At 33.6% G+C, this 20,560-nt stretch carries 18 protein-coding genes; 2 read left to right on the top strand and 16 right to left on the bottom strand.

Annotated elements, in window-relative coordinates; translation table 11 throughout:
* Window positions 1–85 precede the first annotated feature (85 nt).
* From DMA14_RS06950 to mnmA, 4 genes are read right to left on the bottom strand one after another with little or no spacing between them, the layout of a single operon-like run.
* The gene (locus DMA14_RS06950; protein ID WP_111424046.1) at window positions 86–496 is read right to left on the bottom strand and encodes a hypothetical protein; all 411 of its coding nucleotides are present in this window, start codon (window positions 494–496) and stop codon (window positions 86–88) included.
* Between the two features lie 20 nt (window positions 497–516).
* Entirely contained in the window at window positions 517–1,461 is a 945-nt protein-coding gene (locus DMA14_RS06945) for an NAD(P)H-dependent flavin oxidoreductase (protein WP_111424045.1), read from the bottom strand.
* Window positions 1,462–1,466: 5 nt separating this feature from the next.
* A complete protein-coding gene (locus DMA14_RS06940) occupies window positions 1,467–3,074 on the bottom strand; it encodes a S8 family serine peptidase (RefSeq protein WP_111424044.1) in 1,608 nt (535 codons plus the stop codon).
* Window positions 3,075–3,118: 44 nt separating this feature from the next.
* Window positions 3,119–4,306, bottom strand: a complete 1,188-nt coding sequence (gene mnmA, locus DMA14_RS06935; protein ID WP_111424043.1) for a tRNA 2-thiouridine(34) synthase MnmA — start codon at window positions 4,304–4,306, stop codon at window positions 3,119–3,121.
* A gap of 142 nt (window positions 4,307–4,448) precedes the next feature.
* Between mnmA and DMA14_RS06930 the strand changes: the two genes are divergently transcribed.
* Window positions 4,449–6,326, top strand: a complete 1,878-nt coding sequence (locus DMA14_RS06930; RefSeq protein WP_111424042.1) for a PEP/pyruvate-binding domain-containing protein — start codon at window positions 4,449–4,451, stop codon at window positions 6,324–6,326.
* Here DMA14_RS06930 and DMA14_RS06925 read toward each other — a convergent pair.
* The 11 genes from DMA14_RS06925 to DMA14_RS06870 all read right to left on the bottom strand — a co-directional run bounded on the left by DMA14_RS06925 (window position 6,323) and on the right by DMA14_RS06870 (window position 18,536).
* Window positions 6,323–6,880 (bottom strand): DUF4956 domain-containing protein, encoded by a 558-nt coding sequence (locus DMA14_RS06925; RefSeq protein WP_111424041.1) that lies wholly within the window; start codon window positions 6,878–6,880, stop codon window positions 6,323–6,325. The genes DMA14_RS06930 and DMA14_RS06925 overlap by 4 nt on opposite strands.
* A gap of 90 nt (window positions 6,881–6,970) precedes the next feature.
* The gene (locus DMA14_RS06920) at window positions 6,971–7,696 is read right to left on the bottom strand and encodes a toxin-antitoxin system YwqK family antitoxin (protein WP_111424040.1); all 726 of its coding nucleotides are present in this window, start codon (window positions 7,694–7,696) and stop codon (window positions 6,971–6,973) included.
* Window positions 7,697–7,791: 95 nt separating this feature from the next.
* On the bottom strand, window positions 7,792–9,705 hold the full coding sequence (yidC, locus tag DMA14_RS06915; RefSeq protein ID WP_111424039.1) for a membrane protein insertase YidC: 1,914 nt from the start codon (window positions 9,703–9,705) through the stop codon (window positions 7,792–7,794).
* An 81-nt stretch (window positions 9,706–9,786) separates the two neighbouring features.
* Complete coding sequence (locus DMA14_RS06910) at window positions 9,787–11,400, bottom strand: CTP synthase (protein WP_111424038.1); 1,614 nt, start codon at window positions 11,398–11,400, stop codon at window positions 9,787–9,789.
* A 216-nt stretch (window positions 11,401–11,616) separates the two neighbouring features.
* Entirely contained in the window at window positions 11,617–11,943 is a 327-nt protein-coding gene (locus tag DMA14_RS23135) for a DUF2752 domain-containing protein (protein WP_394336011.1), read from the bottom strand.
* A gap of 76 nt (window positions 11,944–12,019) precedes the next feature.
* Window positions 12,020–12,430 carry a DUF4190 domain-containing protein gene (locus DMA14_RS06900; RefSeq protein WP_111424036.1) on the bottom strand — a complete coding sequence of 137 codons (411 nt, stop codon included), beginning with the start codon at window positions 12,428–12,430 and terminating at the stop codon, window positions 12,020–12,022.
* 104 nt (window positions 12,431–12,534) lie between these two features.
* Window positions 12,535–12,765 (bottom strand): DUF3820 family protein, encoded by a 231-nt coding sequence (locus DMA14_RS06895; protein ID WP_111424035.1) that lies wholly within the window; start codon window positions 12,763–12,765, stop codon window positions 12,535–12,537.
* A gap of 293 nt (window positions 12,766–13,058) precedes the next feature.
* Window positions 13,059–14,987, bottom strand: coding sequence for a glucosamine-6-phosphate deaminase (gene nagB, locus DMA14_RS06885; protein ID WP_111424033.1), 1,929 nt, complete (start codon window positions 14,985–14,987; stop codon window positions 13,059–13,061).
* A gap of 24 nt (window positions 14,988–15,011) precedes the next feature.
* A complete protein-coding gene (locus DMA14_RS06880) occupies window positions 15,012–16,391 on the bottom strand; it encodes a sugar MFS transporter (RefSeq protein WP_111424032.1) in 1,380 nt (459 codons plus the stop codon).
* A gap of 165 nt (window positions 16,392–16,556) precedes the next feature.
* Entirely contained in the window at window positions 16,557–17,438 is an 882-nt protein-coding gene (locus tag DMA14_RS06875) for a sugar phosphate nucleotidyltransferase (RefSeq protein WP_111424031.1), read from the bottom strand.
* A 6-nt stretch (window positions 17,439–17,444) separates the two neighbouring features.
* Window positions 17,445–18,536, bottom strand: coding sequence for a GHMP family kinase ATP-binding protein (locus tag DMA14_RS06870; protein ID WP_111424030.1), 1,092 nt, complete (start codon window positions 18,534–18,536; stop codon window positions 17,445–17,447).
* Window positions 18,537–18,767: 231 nt separating this feature from the next.
* Here DMA14_RS06870 and DMA14_RS06865 point away from each other — a divergent pair, with 231 nt between their 5' ends.
* A complete protein-coding gene (locus DMA14_RS06865; RefSeq protein WP_111424029.1) occupies window positions 18,768–19,808 on the top strand; it encodes a LacI family DNA-binding transcriptional regulator in 1,041 nt (346 codons plus the stop codon).
* 106 nt (window positions 19,809–19,914) lie between these two features.
* Here the strand turns inward: DMA14_RS06865 and DMA14_RS06860 are convergent, their stop codons facing one another.
* On the bottom strand, window positions 19,915–20,553 hold the full coding sequence (locus tag DMA14_RS06860; protein ID WP_111424028.1) for a carbohydrate-binding family 9-like protein: 639 nt from the start codon (window positions 20,551–20,553) through the stop codon (window positions 19,915–19,917).
* Window positions 20,554–20,560: the final 7 nt, after the last annotated feature.

Here is a 20,560-nt window from a genome sequence, read left to right as displayed (position 1 = left end):
GGCTTTAAAAACCTGTCGGGTTTATTATTTTATCTAAATCCTAAAAAAACTTAGCACCTTAGAAGCTTAGCATCTTAGAACCTTATTATACTGTAATAATATTATACACAATTATATGATCGTCGTAATTGATATAAAGCTGTTTTCGATAGTCTTGTTTTTTTCGAGTTATGATTGATAATTTACATTCCCGTCCGTCATTATCTTTGCAAATGAAAGAGTAGGTAATATCAGTATCGTTTTCTTCTCTTTCGATATAATCCAAAATATTGTAAAGCTGGATTTCTTGAGAATAGACTACAATTCTATGCTTATCGGTATCTAAAACAACTGAAAGATTTACCAAATCTAGATTAGACCATTCACCCCACTTTCCTCTTTCATTTTTTTCCAGAACACTAAACCCTGAAGTTTTAAAATGATAAGACTGACTCTGAATCTGTTGCAATCCAAAAGCTAAAAATAGTAACAATATGTAGGGGCGTAGGAAATTCATAAAATATTTCTTGCAGGTAATTAAAACTCAAATGTAATCTTTTCTTTGGATGCGGTTTCAAATTCAGCCATCATTTGTTGAACAATTTCTTCAACTGGTAAAATTTTATGGATTAGACCTGCTACTTGTCCAATTTCTAATTCTCCCTCATCCAAATCTCCTTCAAACATTCCTTTTTTAGCTCTTGCTCTTCCTAAAAGCTGAACTAATTCTTCTTTAGAAGGGCATTTTTGATACAAATCCTGAACATCCTGATAAAATTTGTTCTTTATCAATCGAACTGGTGCTAATTCTTTCAAAGTCAATTGTGTACCTCCTTCTATAGTATTAACTATGGTTTCTTTAAAATTATTGTGTGAAGAAGATTCTATAGAAGCAGCAAAACGACTTCCAACCTGAACGCCATCTGCTCCCAAAATCATTGCAGCCAACATTCCTCTTCCTGTAGCGATTCCTCCTGCAGCAATCAATGGAATCTTGATTTTTTCTTTTACCATCGGAATCAAAGTCAATGTTGTAGTTTCTTCACGACCGTTATGTCCACCCGCTTCGAAACCCTCGGCGACAACTGCATCTACTCCAGCATCTTGTGCTTTCAAAGCAAAAAGACTACTGCTAACCACATGAACAACTGTAATTCCTCTTTCTTTCAAAAATGAAGTCCAAGTTTTAGGATTCCCAGCCGAAGTAAAGACAATTTTTACGCCTTCTTCGACTACTATATTCATAATTTCTTCAATGTTTGGATATAACATCGGAATGTTTACTCCAAAAGGTTTATCAGTTGCTTTTTTGCATTTTTGAATGTGTTCTCTTAAAACTTCTGGATACATCGAACCTGCACCAATAAGCCCTAAACCTCCTGCATTACTTACGGCCGAAGCCAATTTATAACCGCTGTTCCAGATCATTCCGCCTTGAATGATTGGATATTTTATATTGAAAAGTTGGGTGATTTTATTCATTAAAATTATTGCTTGATTATTTTTCCTGTTTTATGCAGATTATCGGCATCAAAACTATAGATATACAATCCGCTTTGAAGTGATTGTAAGGAAAGAACTGGATTTGAATTATTGATTTTTTCTTCTATTAATTTTTGTCCTAAGATAGAATAAATGGTTATTGATGCAGTATTATTTTCATTTAAAAAAGAAAACGAAACCTCATTTTTAGCTGGATTTGGATACACCGCAAACGAAGCTTCTGCAATAAAGCTGTCAACGCTTAATGTTGCACCAAAATTTGGAATTCCATATCCATAATTGTTATTTGGATTCGCATACCTATCAGCAGAAGCCAAAATCATTTGTCTAATTTCTTTATTCGTTTTAGTTGGAAATGCCTGCCATAAAGAAGCCGCCATTCCCGCCATTATTGGGCATGAAAATGAAGTTCCGTTTGCTGTACCAATATTCCCATTTGCATCAGAAACTACCGCCGATACTCCTTGTGCCATAACATCTGGCTTCATTCTTCCATCATAACTTGGCCCGATTGAACTTGAACTAGCTCTTACTTTAGAAGCATTAACAGAACCGATTGCCAACACTGAAACAGCATCTGCAGGAGCACCAATGTGTTTTTCTGGTTGAGTTCCTTCATTTCCAGCAGATGCCAAAACCAAAATTCCTTTGCTAAAAGCAATTTCAGCACCGCGAGAAATAAAAGTCGTAGTTCCATTCATCTCGCTATAGGTGTGATTGTATCTAATTTCGTCTCTATCCAAAAAATACCCCAATGAAGTAGTAATTATATCAACACCTAGAGCATCAGCCTTTTCCGCAGCTTCTACCCACAGCGACTCTTCCAACGGAATCTCTTGAGCTTGAATTTCTGTAATAAAAAGATAATATGAGGCATTTGGAGCTGTGCCAACTAACGAATTTGTTTTAAAACCTCCCATTGTTGAAAGCACCGAAGTCCCATGAGAATCACCCGTATAGAAATTACTGTTTCTGGTAGTATAATCATAACCGCCTAGAATTTTATTATTATTTCTAAGATTTTCAAATGGTTGCGCAGTATTAACGCCTGGAAAACCGCCATCCATAACCGCTATAATTTTTCCTTCTCCTGTAAAATTCTGCTGATGGAGAACTTGTCCATTTAGCATCTGAATTTGATTCGCAGAATTTCCGTAAGAATAATCAATTGTAGTCTTTAACTGTTCGTGAACTTGGTTTACCGAAGCTTCAGAAACTCTTTTCCCTGTAGTATTTAAAGTTCTATCGGCAAACTCTACCCTAGAAACAAAAGACAGTGTTTTTAAGGCATTAATATTCGATTGAGTTCCTTGAATATGAAGTGCATTCAGCCATTTTGATTGCGCTTTCACAGTAATTCCTGTACTTGAAGCAATTTGGTTTACATACGAAGTTTCCAGAGGAGCATCTGTAATAGCTAATGGGATATTTTGGTTCGTTCTTCGATCCAAAGCCCTTTGCGAAAGTTCGGTTAGCGGATTATCATAGAAAGTTTGTGCATTAGGTTTTCCATTAAAATAGACCCACGCATCTTCTTGTGAAAATACTGTAAACGAAAGAAGTAATAAAAGAAAAGTAAAGCTACATCTCATATATTTATACCTTTAAGGGATTTACTCCCAAATAAAGTATAAAGCTAAGAAATTACTCCCGAACCAACTAATTCATTTTCTAAATACCAAGCAACAAATTGTCCTTCTGTAATAGCAGACTGTGGCTCTTCAAACTCCACATACATTCCTTCTTCAAACTGATACAAAACTGCTTTTTGTAAAGGCTGGCGGTAACGAATTCTAGCCATTACTTCCATTTTCTCACCCGCTTTCAGAGTCATGTCTTCTCTGATCCAGTGCACTTCAGATTTTCCAACAAAAAGCGCTTTTTTAAATAAACCTGGATGCTCGCTAGACATACCTGTGTAAATGGTATTCGTATCTACATCAGTAGCAATTACAAATAAAGGATCTACCGTTCCTCCTACATTTAAACCTTTTCTTTGTCCAACTGTAAAATAATGAGCGCCTTGGTGTTTCCCAACCACTTTTCCCATTGTTGGAATATAGTCTAGTTTCTGAGACTCCAATTTTAGTCTTTCTTCTAAAGAAAGTTCAGCCGATTTCTCAATAGTATAGATAGGATCATTTTTATCAACCTGAACAATCTTGCCATCTTTTGGCTGTAGTTTTTGCTGTAAAAATTCAGGAAGACGAACTTTTCCAATAAAACATAAACCTTGAGAATCTTTCTTTTCAGCTGTAACCAATTCCATTTCGGCAGCAATTTCGCGTACTTCTGGTTTTGTTAAAGCTCCAATAGGAAACAAAGCTTTTGACAATTGCTCTTGAGACAACTGGCATAAAAAGTATGACTGATCTTTGTTAAGGTCATTTCCAGCAATTAATTGATAAACTGGTTTTCCGTCCACTTCAATTTCGCTTTTTTGGCAATAATGTCCTGTTGCTACATAATCTGCACCAAGACTTAAAGCGATTTTCATAAAAACATCAAATTTGATTTCGCGATTACAAAGCACGTCAGGATTTGGAGTTCTCCCTTTTTCGTATTCGTTAAACATGTAGTCAACGATTTTTTCTTTGTATTCTTCGCTTAAATCAACAGTTTGAAACGGTATTCCGAGTTTTTCAGCAACAAGTAAAGCATCGTTACTGTCTTCCAGCCACGGACATTCGTTAGAAATAGTAACCGAATCATCGTGCCAGTTCTTCATGAAAAGGCCAATAACTTCGTATCCCTGCTGTTGCAATAAATATGCTGCAACACTAGAATCTACTCCACCTGAAAGTCCAACAACTACTCGTTTCATTTTGAAATGTTTAATTTTTTAAGGTTGCAAAGGTACACCAAATAATAGAAAATTTCACCATGGTTTTCATTAGTTTAAGCAATCCCGCAGTAGATAAAACTTATTACTTTTTTAATTACATTTAGTCATACATTTTTAAAACATGAAAAAATACATTTACAGCCTGTTTTTCTTTCTTGCCCTAACTTCTTTATGTGCGCAGCGATTTAGCGCGTCCCTGCCAAATTATGAAGCTTACAAGGCATTTAGAGGAAAACCTTTGTCTGATAAATTTTCAAACATCGAATCTGTAAAAGTGATTTATGATCTTCGAAAACAGAAAATGTATTATTTCAACAGTAGCGTTATTTTACTTCACTATGATTTCGTTGTCAATTATTTGGGCTACAGTCATGATCTTGAAATTTTTAACAATGAAAATTATAGCGATACGGAGAAAAACAGAGATTTTCTTCTCGGAAATTTAAACCACATCAAAGGAACTGATAAATGGATTTTTGAACTCGCCGCTTCAGATCATATGCCTTTGCCATTGATTGAACGTTTTTTCAATATGGTCAAAAATTCCACTTTTATTGGTGAAAAACTAAAATTTTATCTGAATAATCCAGAAATGATGGAATGGTTTCAACAGCAGAAATTCAAAATTCCGTGTGTCAAATCAGATCATATTTTTGGAGAAATTAAATATCAGGAAGTTGTTCGAGGCAGTAATATCGGAATTCTGAAGAAATACAAAATCAAAGAATTAGAGACCGCAAAACCTAATTCTGATGAAATCATTATTTTAGACGGAACTCCAGATATTCTTCCAAATGTTCGAGGAATTATAGTAAATGAACTTCAAACTCCGTTAAGCCACTTGGTTCTGTTAGGGAAAAACAGAAAGATTCCGATTATGGCTTATACTGACATTGAAAAAGACAACAATATCAAAAGACTTCTTTCTAAAAAAGTAGAATTAAAAATAGAAGTTGATACTTTTTTCATAAAAGAAACAACTAAAAAAATTCCAGTGAAATCTTCTGGAAAAAAGAAAAATCTAATTATTGATAATAGCGTTACCGAATTAGTCAACTTATCTGAAATTCCAAAAAAAGGAGTTAATTACATTGGTTCGAAAGCACAAAACATGGCGTATTTAATTGCGATTTCAAAAGAAATTCCGTTTAAAGTACCCGAAAATGCACATGCTATTCCGTTTTATTTTTATACGAAACACATTCAGAAGGCATCTATCTCTCCTTTAATTGCAGAACTTTTGGCTTTTCCTCAAAAAGATTCTACAGTTTGGATTAATAATCAGCTTAAGAAGATTAGAGATGCTATAAAAAAAGAACCTATTGATCCTGAATTAATTTCGAAATTGAACATTGCATTTAAAGATGCTAAATTCAAAAATTTTAGATTTCGTTCATCAACAAACGCAGAAGATCTGGATGACTTTAATGGTGCTGGATTGTACGATTCTAAAACTGGAATTTTAGGAGATTCTATCAAAACTTTCGAAAAAGCAATCAAACAAGTTTGGGCAAGTGTCTGGAATGAGGCTTCGTATAACGAAAGAGAACTTTTTGGAATTGATCAGCAAAATATTGCAATGGGCGTTTTAGTGCATCGTTCTTTTCCTGACGAACTAGCAAATGGTGTCATTATCACTAAAAATATATTTAGAGAAAATTTTTCTGGAATTACGGTTAATGTCCAAAAAGGAGAAAACTCGGTTGTAAAACCCGAAAAAGGAGAAATCTGCGAACAATTTGTGGCCTATCATTTTAATGACGGAAAAGACGAAACCGATTTTGATATCGATTATACTTCTAATTCAAATTTAAACAATAATGAACCTTTATTGACCAGAAAAGAAATGAGCAATCTGTATGATGTCAGTAAAAAAATTGAAACCAAAATGTATCGATATTGGCGAAAAAATCAATTTCATCCTGTAGATATCGAGTTTAAAATTGTGGGAGAAAAAAGAGATTTATACATTAAACAAGTTCGTCCTTTTAACGATTAATAGAATACTAACAAATCTATTTCGTTGCTTGAAGTGTTGATTAGTACAATTCTAAAATCGAAATCTTCAATCTTAATTTTCTCCTGAATTGATTTTCGAATTGCTTCTGAATTTAAAGAAAAATTATCGTCAAGCGGAATTTTTAGATCTACAGAATTCAGGTATTTTGAAGCTTTTTTGTTGACAATAATTGAAGCAACAATATAAAATCCGATTATAATAATTTGAAAAAACAATAATAATTCAATCTTTTCAAACGGATACATAATGTCTAAAATAGATAATGTAATCGTTGCAAAAAGAAAGATGATTGCATTTACGGTAAAGGATTGTGTTCTAAAACGAAGTATCGAAAAAATCGCAAATAATCCAAACCCGATTCCGACTCCGATTTCGATTTTAGTAAAAAGGTAACAAAGAGAAAAAGTACAAAGCCCAACAATAACCATCAACGGATTTATGGTTGCATTATCTTTTCTGTTGGAAAAAAAATACAGAACTAAAATTGAGCAAAACAACAGTGAAAATCGTCCTAAAAGTTCATTTAAATCCATTGGTTAGAATAAATTGGTTACTCAAATGTAAACAATTTATTCTTTACCTATTTTATTTTTTAATGAATGAGTTCTGAACTTTTTAGACTACTACTTTTTCGGCGCTGCGCCTTTTTCAGAAGCCTTATTAGTATTTTTAGGATCACTCATATTCACTTCTTTTACCAATTTCCCTTTTTGATAGAACTGCCAGATTCCTGCCTTTTTACCATTTACAAATTTCCCCTTAGAAGCAACAGATTTGTCTGAATCATAGAAAACAGTCTGTCCGTTGTATTCGTTATTTACAAAATAGGATTCTTCTAAAAGCGTTCCGTCCTGTCCTATTTTTTTATACGGTCCTTCTTTCAAACCATTTTTATATGTCATCTCTTCTGCTAATTGAGCATTTGGATAATAAATAGTTTTTAAACCTTCTAGTTTTCCGTTTCTATAATTCTCAACTGTCATCAAAACTTTAGAAGCTTTATGATAATATTTCCATTCTCCTTCGCGAGCTTTTCCAATCTCTTTTCCTTCGCTCACTTTGTTTTTATTCTGATCATAAAAAATAGTGTATGAACTTCCATCATTTTCACTAAAATCTCTCGTAGCTATAATATCTCCTTTTTTTGTATCATCAAAAAATTTAAAAACACCAGTTTCTTTTCCGTGATCAAAAGTTCCTTCGTAGCGAGGACGTTTAGATTCGGTATAAGTACCTTTCCAAAGTCCGTCTTTTTTCCCTCCTGCATCAACTTTATTAATATCAGTTTGGGCATTTGAAACTAATGCAGTTAGGAATAATAGTCCAAATATGATTTTTTTTGAGATCATGGTAAATTCTATTTTTAAGCTAAACGAAAATCTTAATTATAAATTATAATGGTATAAAAAAATCCCGATTAAATCGAGATTTTTTTTATTGAGAATTATTTTTTCTTATTCTGAGCTTTTGCTGCTTCTTGTTGTTCCATTACTTCTTGAAGACGCTGTTGGAACTTACTTGGCTTTTTAGGCTCTCTTTGTTTATTTTCTTGAATTTGAGCGTGAATCTTATCACTGTCTACAATATAATTCTTGATAACAAACATAATTCCGATTGTAATTAAGTTTGAAATAAAGTTGTACAAACTCAATCCAGCTCCGTAACTATTGAAGAAAATCAACATCATTAATGGCGAAACATAAATCATGATTTTCATCATTTTTGCCATATCTGGCATACCTTCTTGTTGAGGAGCTGCCATTTGTTGGTCTCCTGAAGTCATTTTCATGTAGAAGAAAATCGCAATTGCCGCCAAGATTGGGAACAAACTGATGTGATCTCCATACATTGGAATGTTGAATGGTAATTTTACAATCGAGTCAAAAGATGATAAATCGTCTGCCCAAAGGAAGCTTTTTTGTCTTAATTCAAACGCTGCAGGGAAAAACTGGAACGATGCATACATAAATGGAAGCTGAATCAATGCTGGAATACATCCTGCCATTGGGTTTACTCCTGCTTTATTGTACAGTTTCATTGTTTCTTGTTGTTTCTTCATTGGGTCTTTTTTGAATTTCTCTCCCAACTCAGCGATATCAGGTCTTAAAACTTTCATTTTAGCCTGAGACAAGAATGACTTATAGGTAATTGGCGACATGGCCAATTTGATGATAATCGTAAAAATGATAATAGCAATTCCTAATGACAATCCAACTGTTGAACTTAAGAATCCGAATAATGGGATGAAAATTAATTTGTTAATCCATCCAAAAATTCCCCATCCTAAAGGAATGATTTTATCGAAATTTTTATCGTAAGCTTTTAATGTTTTGTAATCCACAGGACCCATGTACAAATTCATTTTGTAATCGATCTCTCCGTTTGTAAACGCTAAAGGTAAATTTGCTCTAAACTGTTTAGTAAAAACAGTATCAATCTTTTCATCCTTAACTAAATCGTCAGATTGCAATTTTGAAGTTTCGAAAGGCTTTTCTGTAGATAAAATAGTAGCAAAGAAATGCTGTTTAAAAGCTACATAACTAAGTTTCTCAGGCGTTTCTTCTTTTCCTTGCCCATGACTATTTACATAACTATATTTTGCATCTCCATACTTGTAGTTAATTTCAGCAAAACGATTTTCATAAGAAACACTTTTTTCGTTTCTGTATGTTTTTAAATCCCATGCTAAATTTAATGGTTTAGCAGAATTTAAAACTCTGTTTAATCCTTGAGAGCGAATATCAAAACCTACTAAATAATCATTTGGTTTAAGAATATATTTGTATTCTAAAAACTCATTTGCTCCAGCTTTCAAACGCATAGAAAGAACTTGGTCTGCTCCAATTTTTTCTAATGTTGGTTCAAAATATAAATCTTTAGAATTTAATGTTCTATTGTCTGTAGTAAGAAGCTGTAAGTTTAAGTTTGAGTTGTTGTCTTTAATTAACTCAACTAACTGCCCAGAACCTTTTTTAAACTTTTCAAATTCTTTTAAAGTAGCTTCAACAATATAACCACCTTTATTAGCAATCTTTAATCTTAATTTTTCGTTTTCGATTGTAGTAAAAGCTTCTTTTGCAGAAGGAAGTGTTGCAGAATAAGCAAATCCTCCTAAAGTTTTTTGCAATTGAGCCAATTGAACTGTATCTCCAGGAGTTACAGCTGCAGCTGGTAATGACGCAGTTTTAGCTTTATCTGCTTTTGCTTGTGCTTCTTGTTTAGCAACTAATTCTTTCTTGGCTTTTTCAGCAGCGATTTCTTTTTCAGAAGGCTGATTTTGATACATAATCCAAATCAAAATTCCAAAGATCAATACAAAACCAATGATTGAATTGAGGTCTAATTTTTTTTCTTCCATTATTAATTTAAAAAAGTTACTCGTTGAAGGTTATTAGTAATGAGTTTAACTCAAATGTTACATCTTCACAGAATATAATTATTATTTTTTATGTGCATTTACAGCAGCTGCCACAAAGTTCACAAAAATAGGGTGCGGATTTGCAACTGTACTTTTGTATTCTGGGTGGTATTGTACACCAATGAAGAATGGGTGATTTTCAAGCTCTACGATTTCAACTAATCCTGTATCAGGATTAACTCCAGAAGCTTTTAAACCAGCTTTTTGCAATTCATCAGCATATTTATTGTTATACTCATAACGGTGGCGGTGACGCTCCGAAATAGTTTTTTGTCCGTAAATTTTGTACGCTAAAGTGTCTGGTTTAATATCACATTTCCAAGCACCTAAACGCATTGTTCCTCCTTTATCGGTTACATTTTTCTGCTCTTCCATTAAACTTACAACTGGATGAGGCGTTTTGTCATTCATCTCTGTTGAGTTTGCTTCTGCGTAACCTAAAATATTTCTAGAATATTCGATAACAGACATTTGCATTCCTAAACAAATTCCAAAGAAAGGAATGTTGTTTTCACGCACAAAACGAACTGCTTCGATTTTTCCTTCAATACCTCTTTCTCCAAAACCTGGAGCAACTAAAACTCCGTCAAGAGTACCTAATTTCTCTTCCACGTTATCCGCATTAATATGCTCTGAGTGAATAGAAATTACGTTTACTTTTGTTTCGTTTGCAGCTCCTGCATGAATGAACGCCTCTAAAATAGATTTGTAACAATCCTGCATTTCTACATATTTACCAACCAAACCAATGTTTACAGTTTGTTTTGGACTTTTTAATCTTTTTAAGAAAGTATTCCAGTTTTTAAGATCTGGAGATGCTTTTTTAGGTAAATCTAATTTCTTTAAAGCGACAACGTCTAATCCTTCTTCAAGCATTAAATTTGGAACTTCATATATAGTAGAAGCATCAATTGACTGAATAACTGCTTCTTTTTTCACATTACAGAATAAAGCTAATTTCTGGCGTAATTCCTGAGACAATTCGTGCTCTGTTCTACAAACCAAAATATCTGCTTTAATACCACTTTCCATTAAAGTTTTAACAGAGTGCTGTGTTGGTTTTGTTTTCAACTCTCCTGCTGCAGCCAAATAAGGAACTAATGTCAAATGAATCACGATTCCGTTATTTTCACCTAATTCCCAAACCAATTGACGAACAGATTCTATATAAGGTAGAGATTCAATATCACCAACTGTACCACCAATTTCAGTAATTACAATATCATAATCGCCAGATTTACCTAGCAATTGCATTCTGTCTTTGATTTCGTTTGTGATATGAGGAACAACTTGAACTGTTTTTCCTAAAAACTCTCCTCTTCTTTCTTTTTCAATAACCGAAAGATAGACTCTTCCTGTAGTAACGTTATTAGCCTGAGAAGTAGGAACGTTCAAGAAACGCTCGTAGTGTCCTAAGTCTAAGTCAGTTTCAGCTCCATCATCTGTCACATAACATTCTCCGTGCTCGTACGGGTTTAGTGTCCCCGGATCTACGTTAATATATGGATCAAATTTCTGAATTGTTGTACGGTATCCTCTTCCTTGTAACAATTTTGCCAAAGATGCCGCGATAATTCCTTTTCCTAATGAAGAGGTCACACCTCCTGTAACAAAAATATATTTTGTTTGATTCATTCTGTTGTTTGTTTGTAAGTAGTTGTGTAAAAAACTTGGCAAAAGTACAAATTTAATTAGACAATTTATCAATTCCAGAATGAGATAATTTTTTAAATTTTAAGCACATTTTATTTTATATACTTCCCTATCAATTATATTATCAAAATGAATGCTTTTTATCATTATTAGTTAAAAATCCACAACTAAAACACAAAAACACAATCTAATTAATTTCTAGTAAGGAAGTATTAAATTATAAAAACAGAAGAGGAAAAAAATTACACTTATTGATACATCAAAAATTAATACCTTTTTGAATAGAGGAAAAGAAATAATCCAATTGATCAAAAACCTAGCGATAAGCTGAAAGAAAAAGAAACAAAAAATTTTTACAGAAAATGGATTGTAAGCGATTGCTTCATGAAAATGAAGCCTCAGTATTTGAGAAAAAGCTCTGGTAAGTCCGCGGCTTTTACAGTATGTCAACGGCAATCCTTCACAAGATGATTGCAAACCGAAATTTAAATAGGGAAGAAAAAAGCAATAAAAAAAGATAAACATAATTATGAAAATCAAAATTACATTTATCTTTTTATAAGAATCAATTTCTTGATAAACAGACATTTTATTCAAGAAGTTATTTTACAGTAGTTTCAATTGTAGTAGAATCTACCTGCACTTTTACATTTAAAGAATCATCTGTTTGTATTTGTTCCACTTTGACAGAATCTAACGCTCTCTGAATCTCATCTTTATGCTCTAATGCCATAGAACCTACTGAGCCTACAAAAATTGCAACCCAGATAATAACAAAAATTGTTGCAGCAATTCCTAAATAAAGACCAGCTTTTGGCAAAGAAGTCGATGCATTTTCTTTTTTTGCTTGATTCAAAGCAATTGCTCCGAATACTATTGCAAGAATTCCGAATAAAACTGCAATAAATCCAAAGCAAGGGATAAATGCCGCTAATACACCGATAATACCAAAAATTAAAGCGATAATACCTAGTGATTGGCCAGCATTTGAAGAAGGTAAATTGTTTTCCATAAAAAATTGTTTTGTTAGTTCTGACAAAAATAGAAAACGACTTACACAAACTAGGGCAATCCAATCTAAGTTATCAACAATTAAATTAACCTTCTTTTTCTGAATTAAGGTTTCGGATATTGTTTTTTGATATTTCGAATCAATTCTTCCAATCCGTTTAATTTCAATTCATAAATCAATTGCAATTGCCGCCCTAATTCTCCTTTTGGAAATCCTTTATTATGATACCAAACCACGTAATATTCAGGCAAATCAATTAAGTATCTTCCTTCGTATTTTCCGAAAGGCATTTTGGTGTGGGCTAATTTTATGAGTTGTTTTTTGTCTTGATCCATGGTTTTTAAGAAGAAAGAAGCAAGAGGAAAGACTTATACTTTCTTCTTGCTTCAATTATATGCAAAGCTATTATTTATTTGCCACAGATTAAAAGGATTCTCACAGATTATTAAATCAAAGATTAAAAAACTTAGAACCTTAGCACCTCAGTATCTTAGCATCTTTAAAAAAAGAAGCAAGAAAAAAGAACATTATTTCATTCTCTCTTCCTGCTTCAAAAATACTATTTGAAAAAAGTTCAGCCCAGATTAGAAACCTCTGTCCCTTTGTCCCTCTGAACCTTTGTCACTTTTTAATAGTGCCATCTCACGAAAGCTTCCATTGCAGCATAAGTTGCCAAACCTAATTGGTGGTATAATTCAGCTGTTTCGCGGTTTCTATCTTCTGCTCTCTGCCAGAACTCTCTTGCATCTGTTCCTTGAAAAACAACTCCGTCTTTTTGAGACTGGTGTTTAAAGATTCCGTGACGTTTTGCTAAAACCTGATCTGGACTCATTGGAACAGCCATTTCAACTTCGTCAATTCCCCACTCTTGCCAAGCTCCACGGTATAACCATAACCAGCAGTCGTTCATGAATTCTTTTGGTTTTAAAACTTTAACCGCCTCAAAAATTGCATCTAAACAAACTTTGTGCGTTCCGTGCGGATCTGCTAAATCTCCAGCCGCATAAATTTGATGCGGTTTAATTTTTTCAATTAAATCAACTGTCAACTGAATATCTTCTGGTCCGATTGGTTTTTTCTCGATTGTTCCAGTTTCATAGAAAGGCAATTCCATAAAGTGAATCTGAGAATCTGGAAGCCCCACAAAATAACTTGTAGCTCTCGCCTCTCCTTTTCTGATTAAACCTTTAATGTAACGAACTTCTGGAATATCAATTTCACTGTTCTTTTTGTTCTGCAAAAATGCTTCTGCTTTTTTGTAGATGTTATCTGCTTCTTCGCTTTTGATTCCGAATTTCTCGTTGTAGTCAATTACGAATCTTGCAAAACGCAATGCTTCATCATCTGCCACCGCAATGTTTCCAGACGTTTGGTACGCTACGTGCACTTCATGTCCTTGCTCTTGCAGACGCATAAAAGTTCCTCCCATACTGATAATATCGTCATCAGGATGCGGACTGAAAATCAATACACGTTTTTTAGCAGGTTCTGCTCTTTCAGGACGATTTGTATCGTCTGCATTTGGTTTTCCACCTGGCCAACCTGTAATTGTATTTTGTAATTTATTAAATATCTTAATGTTAGTATCGTAAGCTGGACCTGAATCTGCCAACAAATCGCTCATACCGTTTTCGATATAATCTGCATCAGTAAGCATTAAAATTGGTTTTTTAAGATCTAATGCCAATCCTAAAACTGCTTTACGAGTCAATTTATCTGTCCAAACGATTTTTTCAACCAACCAAGGCTTGTTGATTCTCGTTAATTTTGAAGAAGCTTCTTTATCTAAAACAAAAACCGCATTGTTATGTTCTTGCAAGAATGAAGCAGGAACGCGGTTTGTAACTTCATCTTCAACAGATTTTTTTACAATGTTTGCTTTTCCTTCACCCCAAGCTAACAAGATCACTCTTTTTGCTTCCATGATTTTTTTAACACCAAGCGTAATCGCAGTTCTTGGCGTATTATTTAAACCAAAGAAATCTTTACTTGCAGCCACTCTTGTAATATGATCTAAAGCCACCAAACGAGTTTTAGAGTTTTGAAGCGAACCAGACTCATTAAATCCGATGTGTCCATTTCCTCCAATTCCAAGAATCTGAAGATCAATTCCGCCTAAAGCTTCAATTTTAGCTTCATATTCGTGGCAATAATCTGCGATTTGTTCTTTTGTTAAAAGTCCGTCTGGAACGTGAGCATTTTCAGGTAAAATATCGACATGATCAAACAAAAGTTCTTTCATGAAACGAACATAACTGTTGATTGAATTTGGTTCCATTGGATAATATTCATCCAAGTTAAAACTGATTACGTTTTTGAAACTCAAACCTTCTTCTTTATGAAGACGCACTAATTCCGCATACAAACCTTTTGGAGAAGAACCAGTTGCCAAACCTAAAATACATGGTTTTCCTTCTTTTTGTTTTTCTTTAATTAAAGCTGCAATTTCTTGCGCTACCTCTTTTGAAGCATCTGTTGAATTTTCAAAAACAACTGTGTTAATGTTTTCGAATCGTTTTTCGAAACCTGTTGCTTTGTCGATTTTACTTTTTAACATGATATATTAATTTTTATTTTTTGTTCAACTATTCCATTTCCTGTATTTATGCCCTTTAACAGCATAAAACAAAATCATTGCATAAGAAGGCAGTAGCATTAGATATGCCAATTGATTACCGCTTTTTGAAACACCTTGCATATTTTTTGCAAGATTTGCAGAATTAATGCTTTCAGTGATCATTCCGTAAAAAAGTGGAAAAACCGCTCCACCTATAATTCCCATAATCAGAATAGCGCTTCCTATTTTTGTATATCCTCCTAAATCCTCTAATGCCATTGGCCAGATTGCTGGCCAGCATAATGCATTTGCCAATCCTAAAAGTGCTACTAAAAATATTACCAATGGTATATTTGGAGTTCCAGGCAATGCAATCATTATTTTCGGAGAGATCAAAACAATCGCTAAAACTAGCACCAAACCAAGCATTCCAGACACTTTTAAAGCAGTGACTTGCGAAACATATTTAGGAATCAGGACTATTCCAAGAACGTATCCAATAACCATTGCTGACATGGTAAATGATGTCAATTTAAGATAGAAATTTCCTCCTTCACCGTATACTCCAAGCTGTTTTCCGAAAGCTCCGATAGAATCTCCCGCCAAAACTTCGGCAGACAAATACAGCATTAAAGTGATTACTCCTAAGACAAGCTGTGGGTGTTGAAAGGCATTTTTAATCTGTTTAAAAATACTTAAGTTCGATACATTCCCTTCTTCATCCAAATCAATTTCTGGCAGAGGAGAAAATTTCACCATAAGAGCTAAAACAGTAATAATCAACCCCATATAAAGATACGGTGTTTGTAATTGTAATGCAAGAGAATTTAATGCGCTAGTTTTTGCAGCTTCATCCATCAAGGCAATTTTATCTGCAGTAAAGTCTTGCATATTAGACAAAACCAAAACAGTAAGCACAATCGGCGCTACAAAACCAGCCAGTTTATTTGCAATTCCTAAAACGCTGATTCTTGCAGCAGCACTTTCTCTTGGGCCAATTACAACAACATACGGATTTGAAGCTGTCTGTAAAACTGCCAAACCAGTTCCCATGATAAATAAGGCTAATAAAAACAGTAAAAATGTACGGCTTGAAGCTGCTGGATAAAACATAAAAGCTCCTGCAGCGATAATCAATAATCCTAAGGAAATTCCGTTTTTATATCCCACTTTTTCAATGATATACGAAGAAGGAACTGCCATAACAAAATAGGCAATATAAAATGCGAAAGTCACAAAATAGGCTTGCGAAGAAGTTAATTCGCAAGCTAATTCAAAAAACGGAATTAATGGCCCGTTAAGCCAGGTTACAAATCCTAGAATAAAAAACAATAAGGTTAAAATTACCATCGGAACAATGGCACTTTTTTTCTCTACCTGTAATGTACTTTGAATGTTTGTCATAATTTTTGGTTGATTTAGTTATAGATTTATTTAATTCAAAATCTAAATTAGAATCAACTCTCACATTATTGATTGCGTAATTTATGCAAATATCTGCATTTTTTTTGCAAAACAAAAGTACTACATTAAATTTCCTTATTCTCTAATTTAGATATGAAAGTTTTGTTAATTTTTATTATTCCAATTTAAATCAGGATAATATTTTGCCAAATATGTTTTTACTTCGGCAATATCTTCTTTGGCTGTTAAGTCTGGTACGTGCTCAGAAAACGGAATTCCAACAGTAGTTTGCGGATTTTCTTTAACAGAGTTCAAAAGAACCGTTGGAAGCTCCTTTTCGTCACGCTCCGGATGAACAGGACAATTTTTAAGATGTATATATAAGGTCTTTCCGTTAAACTTAAAAGCATTCATACTAACACGAATCTTACCTTCTGAATCTTTATATTGTTCCAAATCTTCTTCTGTAGGCTTTTCCAGAATATCCAACAGCTGATTGTTTTGATCTAATTTGACAATTGCAAAACGAGAAATACGCTCTAACGGAAAATCCATTGCATCACGATCATAACTAATAAAAGCATTTGGACTTTCAGTTTCTCTCAAAGCACGCAATGCTTCAGCCGAATACAAATTATCGCTATTGCAAACCGAATAAAATTGCGAATTCAACTCTGGATATTGCTCTACAGCCTGAAACAGAGCATCTGCAGTTCCAAAAGGCTTTACTCTTCCTTCAGGAATATACTGAACAGCAAATGAAATATTGAGTCCATGAAAATCATTATCTTTCATTTTACTTCCATAAAACTCTTTAAATAATTCTCCTTGTTCTCCTATTATAATATAGATGTTTTTATAGCCTGCTTTTTTCGCATTCCATAAAAGATAATCCAACAAAGGTCTTCCGCTCGCGCCAACACCTATTAAACCTTTACTTCTTTCGTTGGCCTGCGAAATTTCTTCTGGAGATAAATTATCTATAACCGCTTCTTTTTTCATACGAGAAGAAGCTCCGCCGGCTAAAATCACTAAACTGTCGTGCATTTTATTTTAATTTTCAATATTATCAATAATTCGTACTCCTGGATCAACATTTACCGCATAAGCTTCTTGAGCTCCTGCGTGCAAAATCGCTTTTATAACCGTATCTTCATGTTTAGGATCGGCAATTACCACAATGCTTCCACCACCGCCAGAGCCTACAATTTTTGCTCCGTATGCTCCCGCTTTCAATGCCGCATTGACCATTGCATCAATTCTGGGAACAGTTATTTTCAACAAATCACGCAAAACTTCATGATGGCCATTCATTAAAGCTCCAATCTTCTTTAGATCCAAAGCTGGTTTTTGAAATTCTTTTAAAGCTTCTTTAGTAAAGTAATAATTCTTTATGGCAGCCTCAAAAAATGGAATTAGACGATCTGGCAGACAATTTCTGTATTTATCCAAATCCTCAATTTCGGAAGCATTTAAATCAAACTGCGGATAATTCTGCTTTACAATATCAATCGCCATTAAAGCATTTCCTTTTAACTCACCAAGAAGTCCGATAGTTTCCTTTGGAACACCCGAGACTCCAGTAATTAAACCTTTCAGCTCTGTTCCTATAACATCAAAAGAAAAAGGTTTTTTAGTATTGATGTAAACAATATTACCAACTCCAATACTAAAATGATCCATCATTCCGCCAGGTTCTCCATGCTCCAATACTTCAGACTCGTAGCCTAATTTTGAGAGAAACTCAGGCGTAACTTCATGATCAATTCCGAAAGCTTCTATAAGAAAACGAATCCAAGCCATTAACAAAGCCGATGAACTCGATGTTCCTGAATTAATCGGAATATCTCCAGTAATTGTAATTGTGTAACCTGAAGTTGGTTTGCAACCATATCTGCGTAAGACACGCAATGAGGATGCAAAATAATCTCTAGATTCTAATTTTTCGAAAGTCTCATGTATATCGATGATCCGAATTTCATTAATATCAATCATATTCAGAACAAATGTTTCGGTCTGATTTTCTTTTGCTATTAATTTAATGCTTCGATCTATCGCACAGGCAATGACAGGCAACCCTAAATAATCCTGATGATCACCAAACAGACAAGTTCGGCCGGGAGCTAATGAGGTAATTTTTTTCACGTAAACACATTGTGTTAAAATATTGCAATTCAACAAATTACAACATTATTAGGTTATATTTTTATTTTAGTTTTTCGGTTTTGATTTCACGAAACTATAGATTATATTTTTATAAAACAAGAAAAAAACAAAAAATGTGCTCGAACACACTTTTTTTATGTTCTCGAGCACATTTTGCAATTCTTACAAAAAAATCTCGTTTATTAACTCAAAGTTTTTATATTTGCTCATATGGATAAAAAGTACACAATTAAGGATATAGCACAAATGGCTGGAGTTTCTAAAGGAACTGTAGACCGCGTGCTGCACAACAGAGGAAAAGTCTCTCCTGCTGCGCTCGAAAAAATCAATGAAGTTCTAAATGTAATTGATTACGAACCCAACTTAATTGCGCGAAATTTAAAAAGTACAAAAGTGTACCGCATTTGCGTTTTGCTTCCAGATCCTGTATTTGACCCTTACTGGCTTCCATGTGTTAACGGAATCCAAGATGCAATAACAGAATATAAAGCTTATAATGTTATCATTGAAACACATTATTTCAATCCAGAAAGTACAAAATCTTTCCTTAAAGTTCACGAAACTATTATAACCCAATCACCAGACGCGGTTTTATTAGCACCTCTTTTCCATAAAGAGACTGTAGAAATCATAAAACAATATGACGAACTGGGAATTATGGTAAACACTTTTAATAACCAGGTGGAATCTTCTTCTATAAAAAGTTTTGTTGGACAGGATTTATACAAAAGCGGCCGTGTTGCTGCGAGTTTAATGAATTTAATTCTGCCGAAAGGTCAAATCGCTATTATCCATATTGACGAGAGTCTTAAAAACGCGGTTCACATGCAGGAAAAAGAACGAGGTTTTAGGAGTTATTTTGAAGAAAAAAACCTTCCTGATTTTTCTGTCACAACATTAAAATTGAAATATTCCAATATAGAAACTAAACTGCCAGCTTTTATAAACGAAAATCCAGATTTGAGCGGTATTTTCATCACCACTTCAAAAGCTTATCAAATTGCTTCTACACTGTTTAATTTAACAGACAAAAAAATCGCTTTGATTGGCTATGATTTAATTGACAAAAACGTCAGCTTCTTAAATCAAGGATTGGTTCATTTTTTAATCCATCAAAACCAAAAGAGACAGGCTTATTTAGGCGTCAGCACTTTAGTAGAGCACTTTTTATTCAGAAAAGATATTCCTGAAACCATTTTACTTCCTATTGATATCATCAATGTAGAAAATGCTTCTTTTTATGTTTCTTGATTTTTTTTAGACGCGATTTTTGTTTCTCGCAGATTTAGCAGATTAAAAGATTTTTTTTATCTGCAAGATCCGCTAAATCTTTGAGAGAGAATATTCTATCAAACTACTATTTCATCAAAACAAACTTTCCGAAAGAAGAAGCGATATGGAAATTTGGCTCTGCAGTTTTTGGATCTACCCATGTAATCCAGGTTGGCTCGTAGTTACCATTTTCATCTTTCGAAAATTTCGCTCTGTAAACTCCTGTTTCAATAACATTATCATGTATTAAATCTAATTTTTCTAAAGATGCAATACTAATTACTCCTGCAACTGTAAAAGAAACTTCATCTGAAGAAGATTCCAATTTAATATGATTTTCAGGCCATTTCCATTCATAATCAAAAATTTTATTTGGGAGAGCATAAAAATCCAGCAATCTTGTCGAAGGATCAATTTCAAGACAGTAATACGGATTAAGCTTATCATTACTTCTAAAAAACAACTCTACCCGATCTGAATTACAAATACTATCTACACTATTATCTTTCCGATCAATATATACTTCAGTATCAAAAACTTTAAAATTGAAATATAAATTTTCTTGATCCCAAAGTGCACGAAATTCAATTCTCAAAACAGAATCATTATCCCACGGAGAAGTAAAATCGGTTAGACAATTTGCTTTTTCCCAAAAAAAAGAATCTAAAATCCAGGTTTCATTCTTTTGATTTTTCTCTATTATCTGTACGTGATATTCTTTCAAAATTCCT

Origin of the sequence: Flavobacterium sharifuzzamanii, from assembly GCF_003254585.1 — a bacterium.
Classification (GTDB): domain Bacteria; phylum Bacteroidota; class Bacteroidia; order Flavobacteriales; family Flavobacteriaceae; genus Flavobacterium; species Flavobacterium sharifuzzamanii.
The sequence above is the reverse complement of the archived record's forward strand: the minus strand, read 5'-3'. Positions and strand labels throughout refer to the sequence as shown.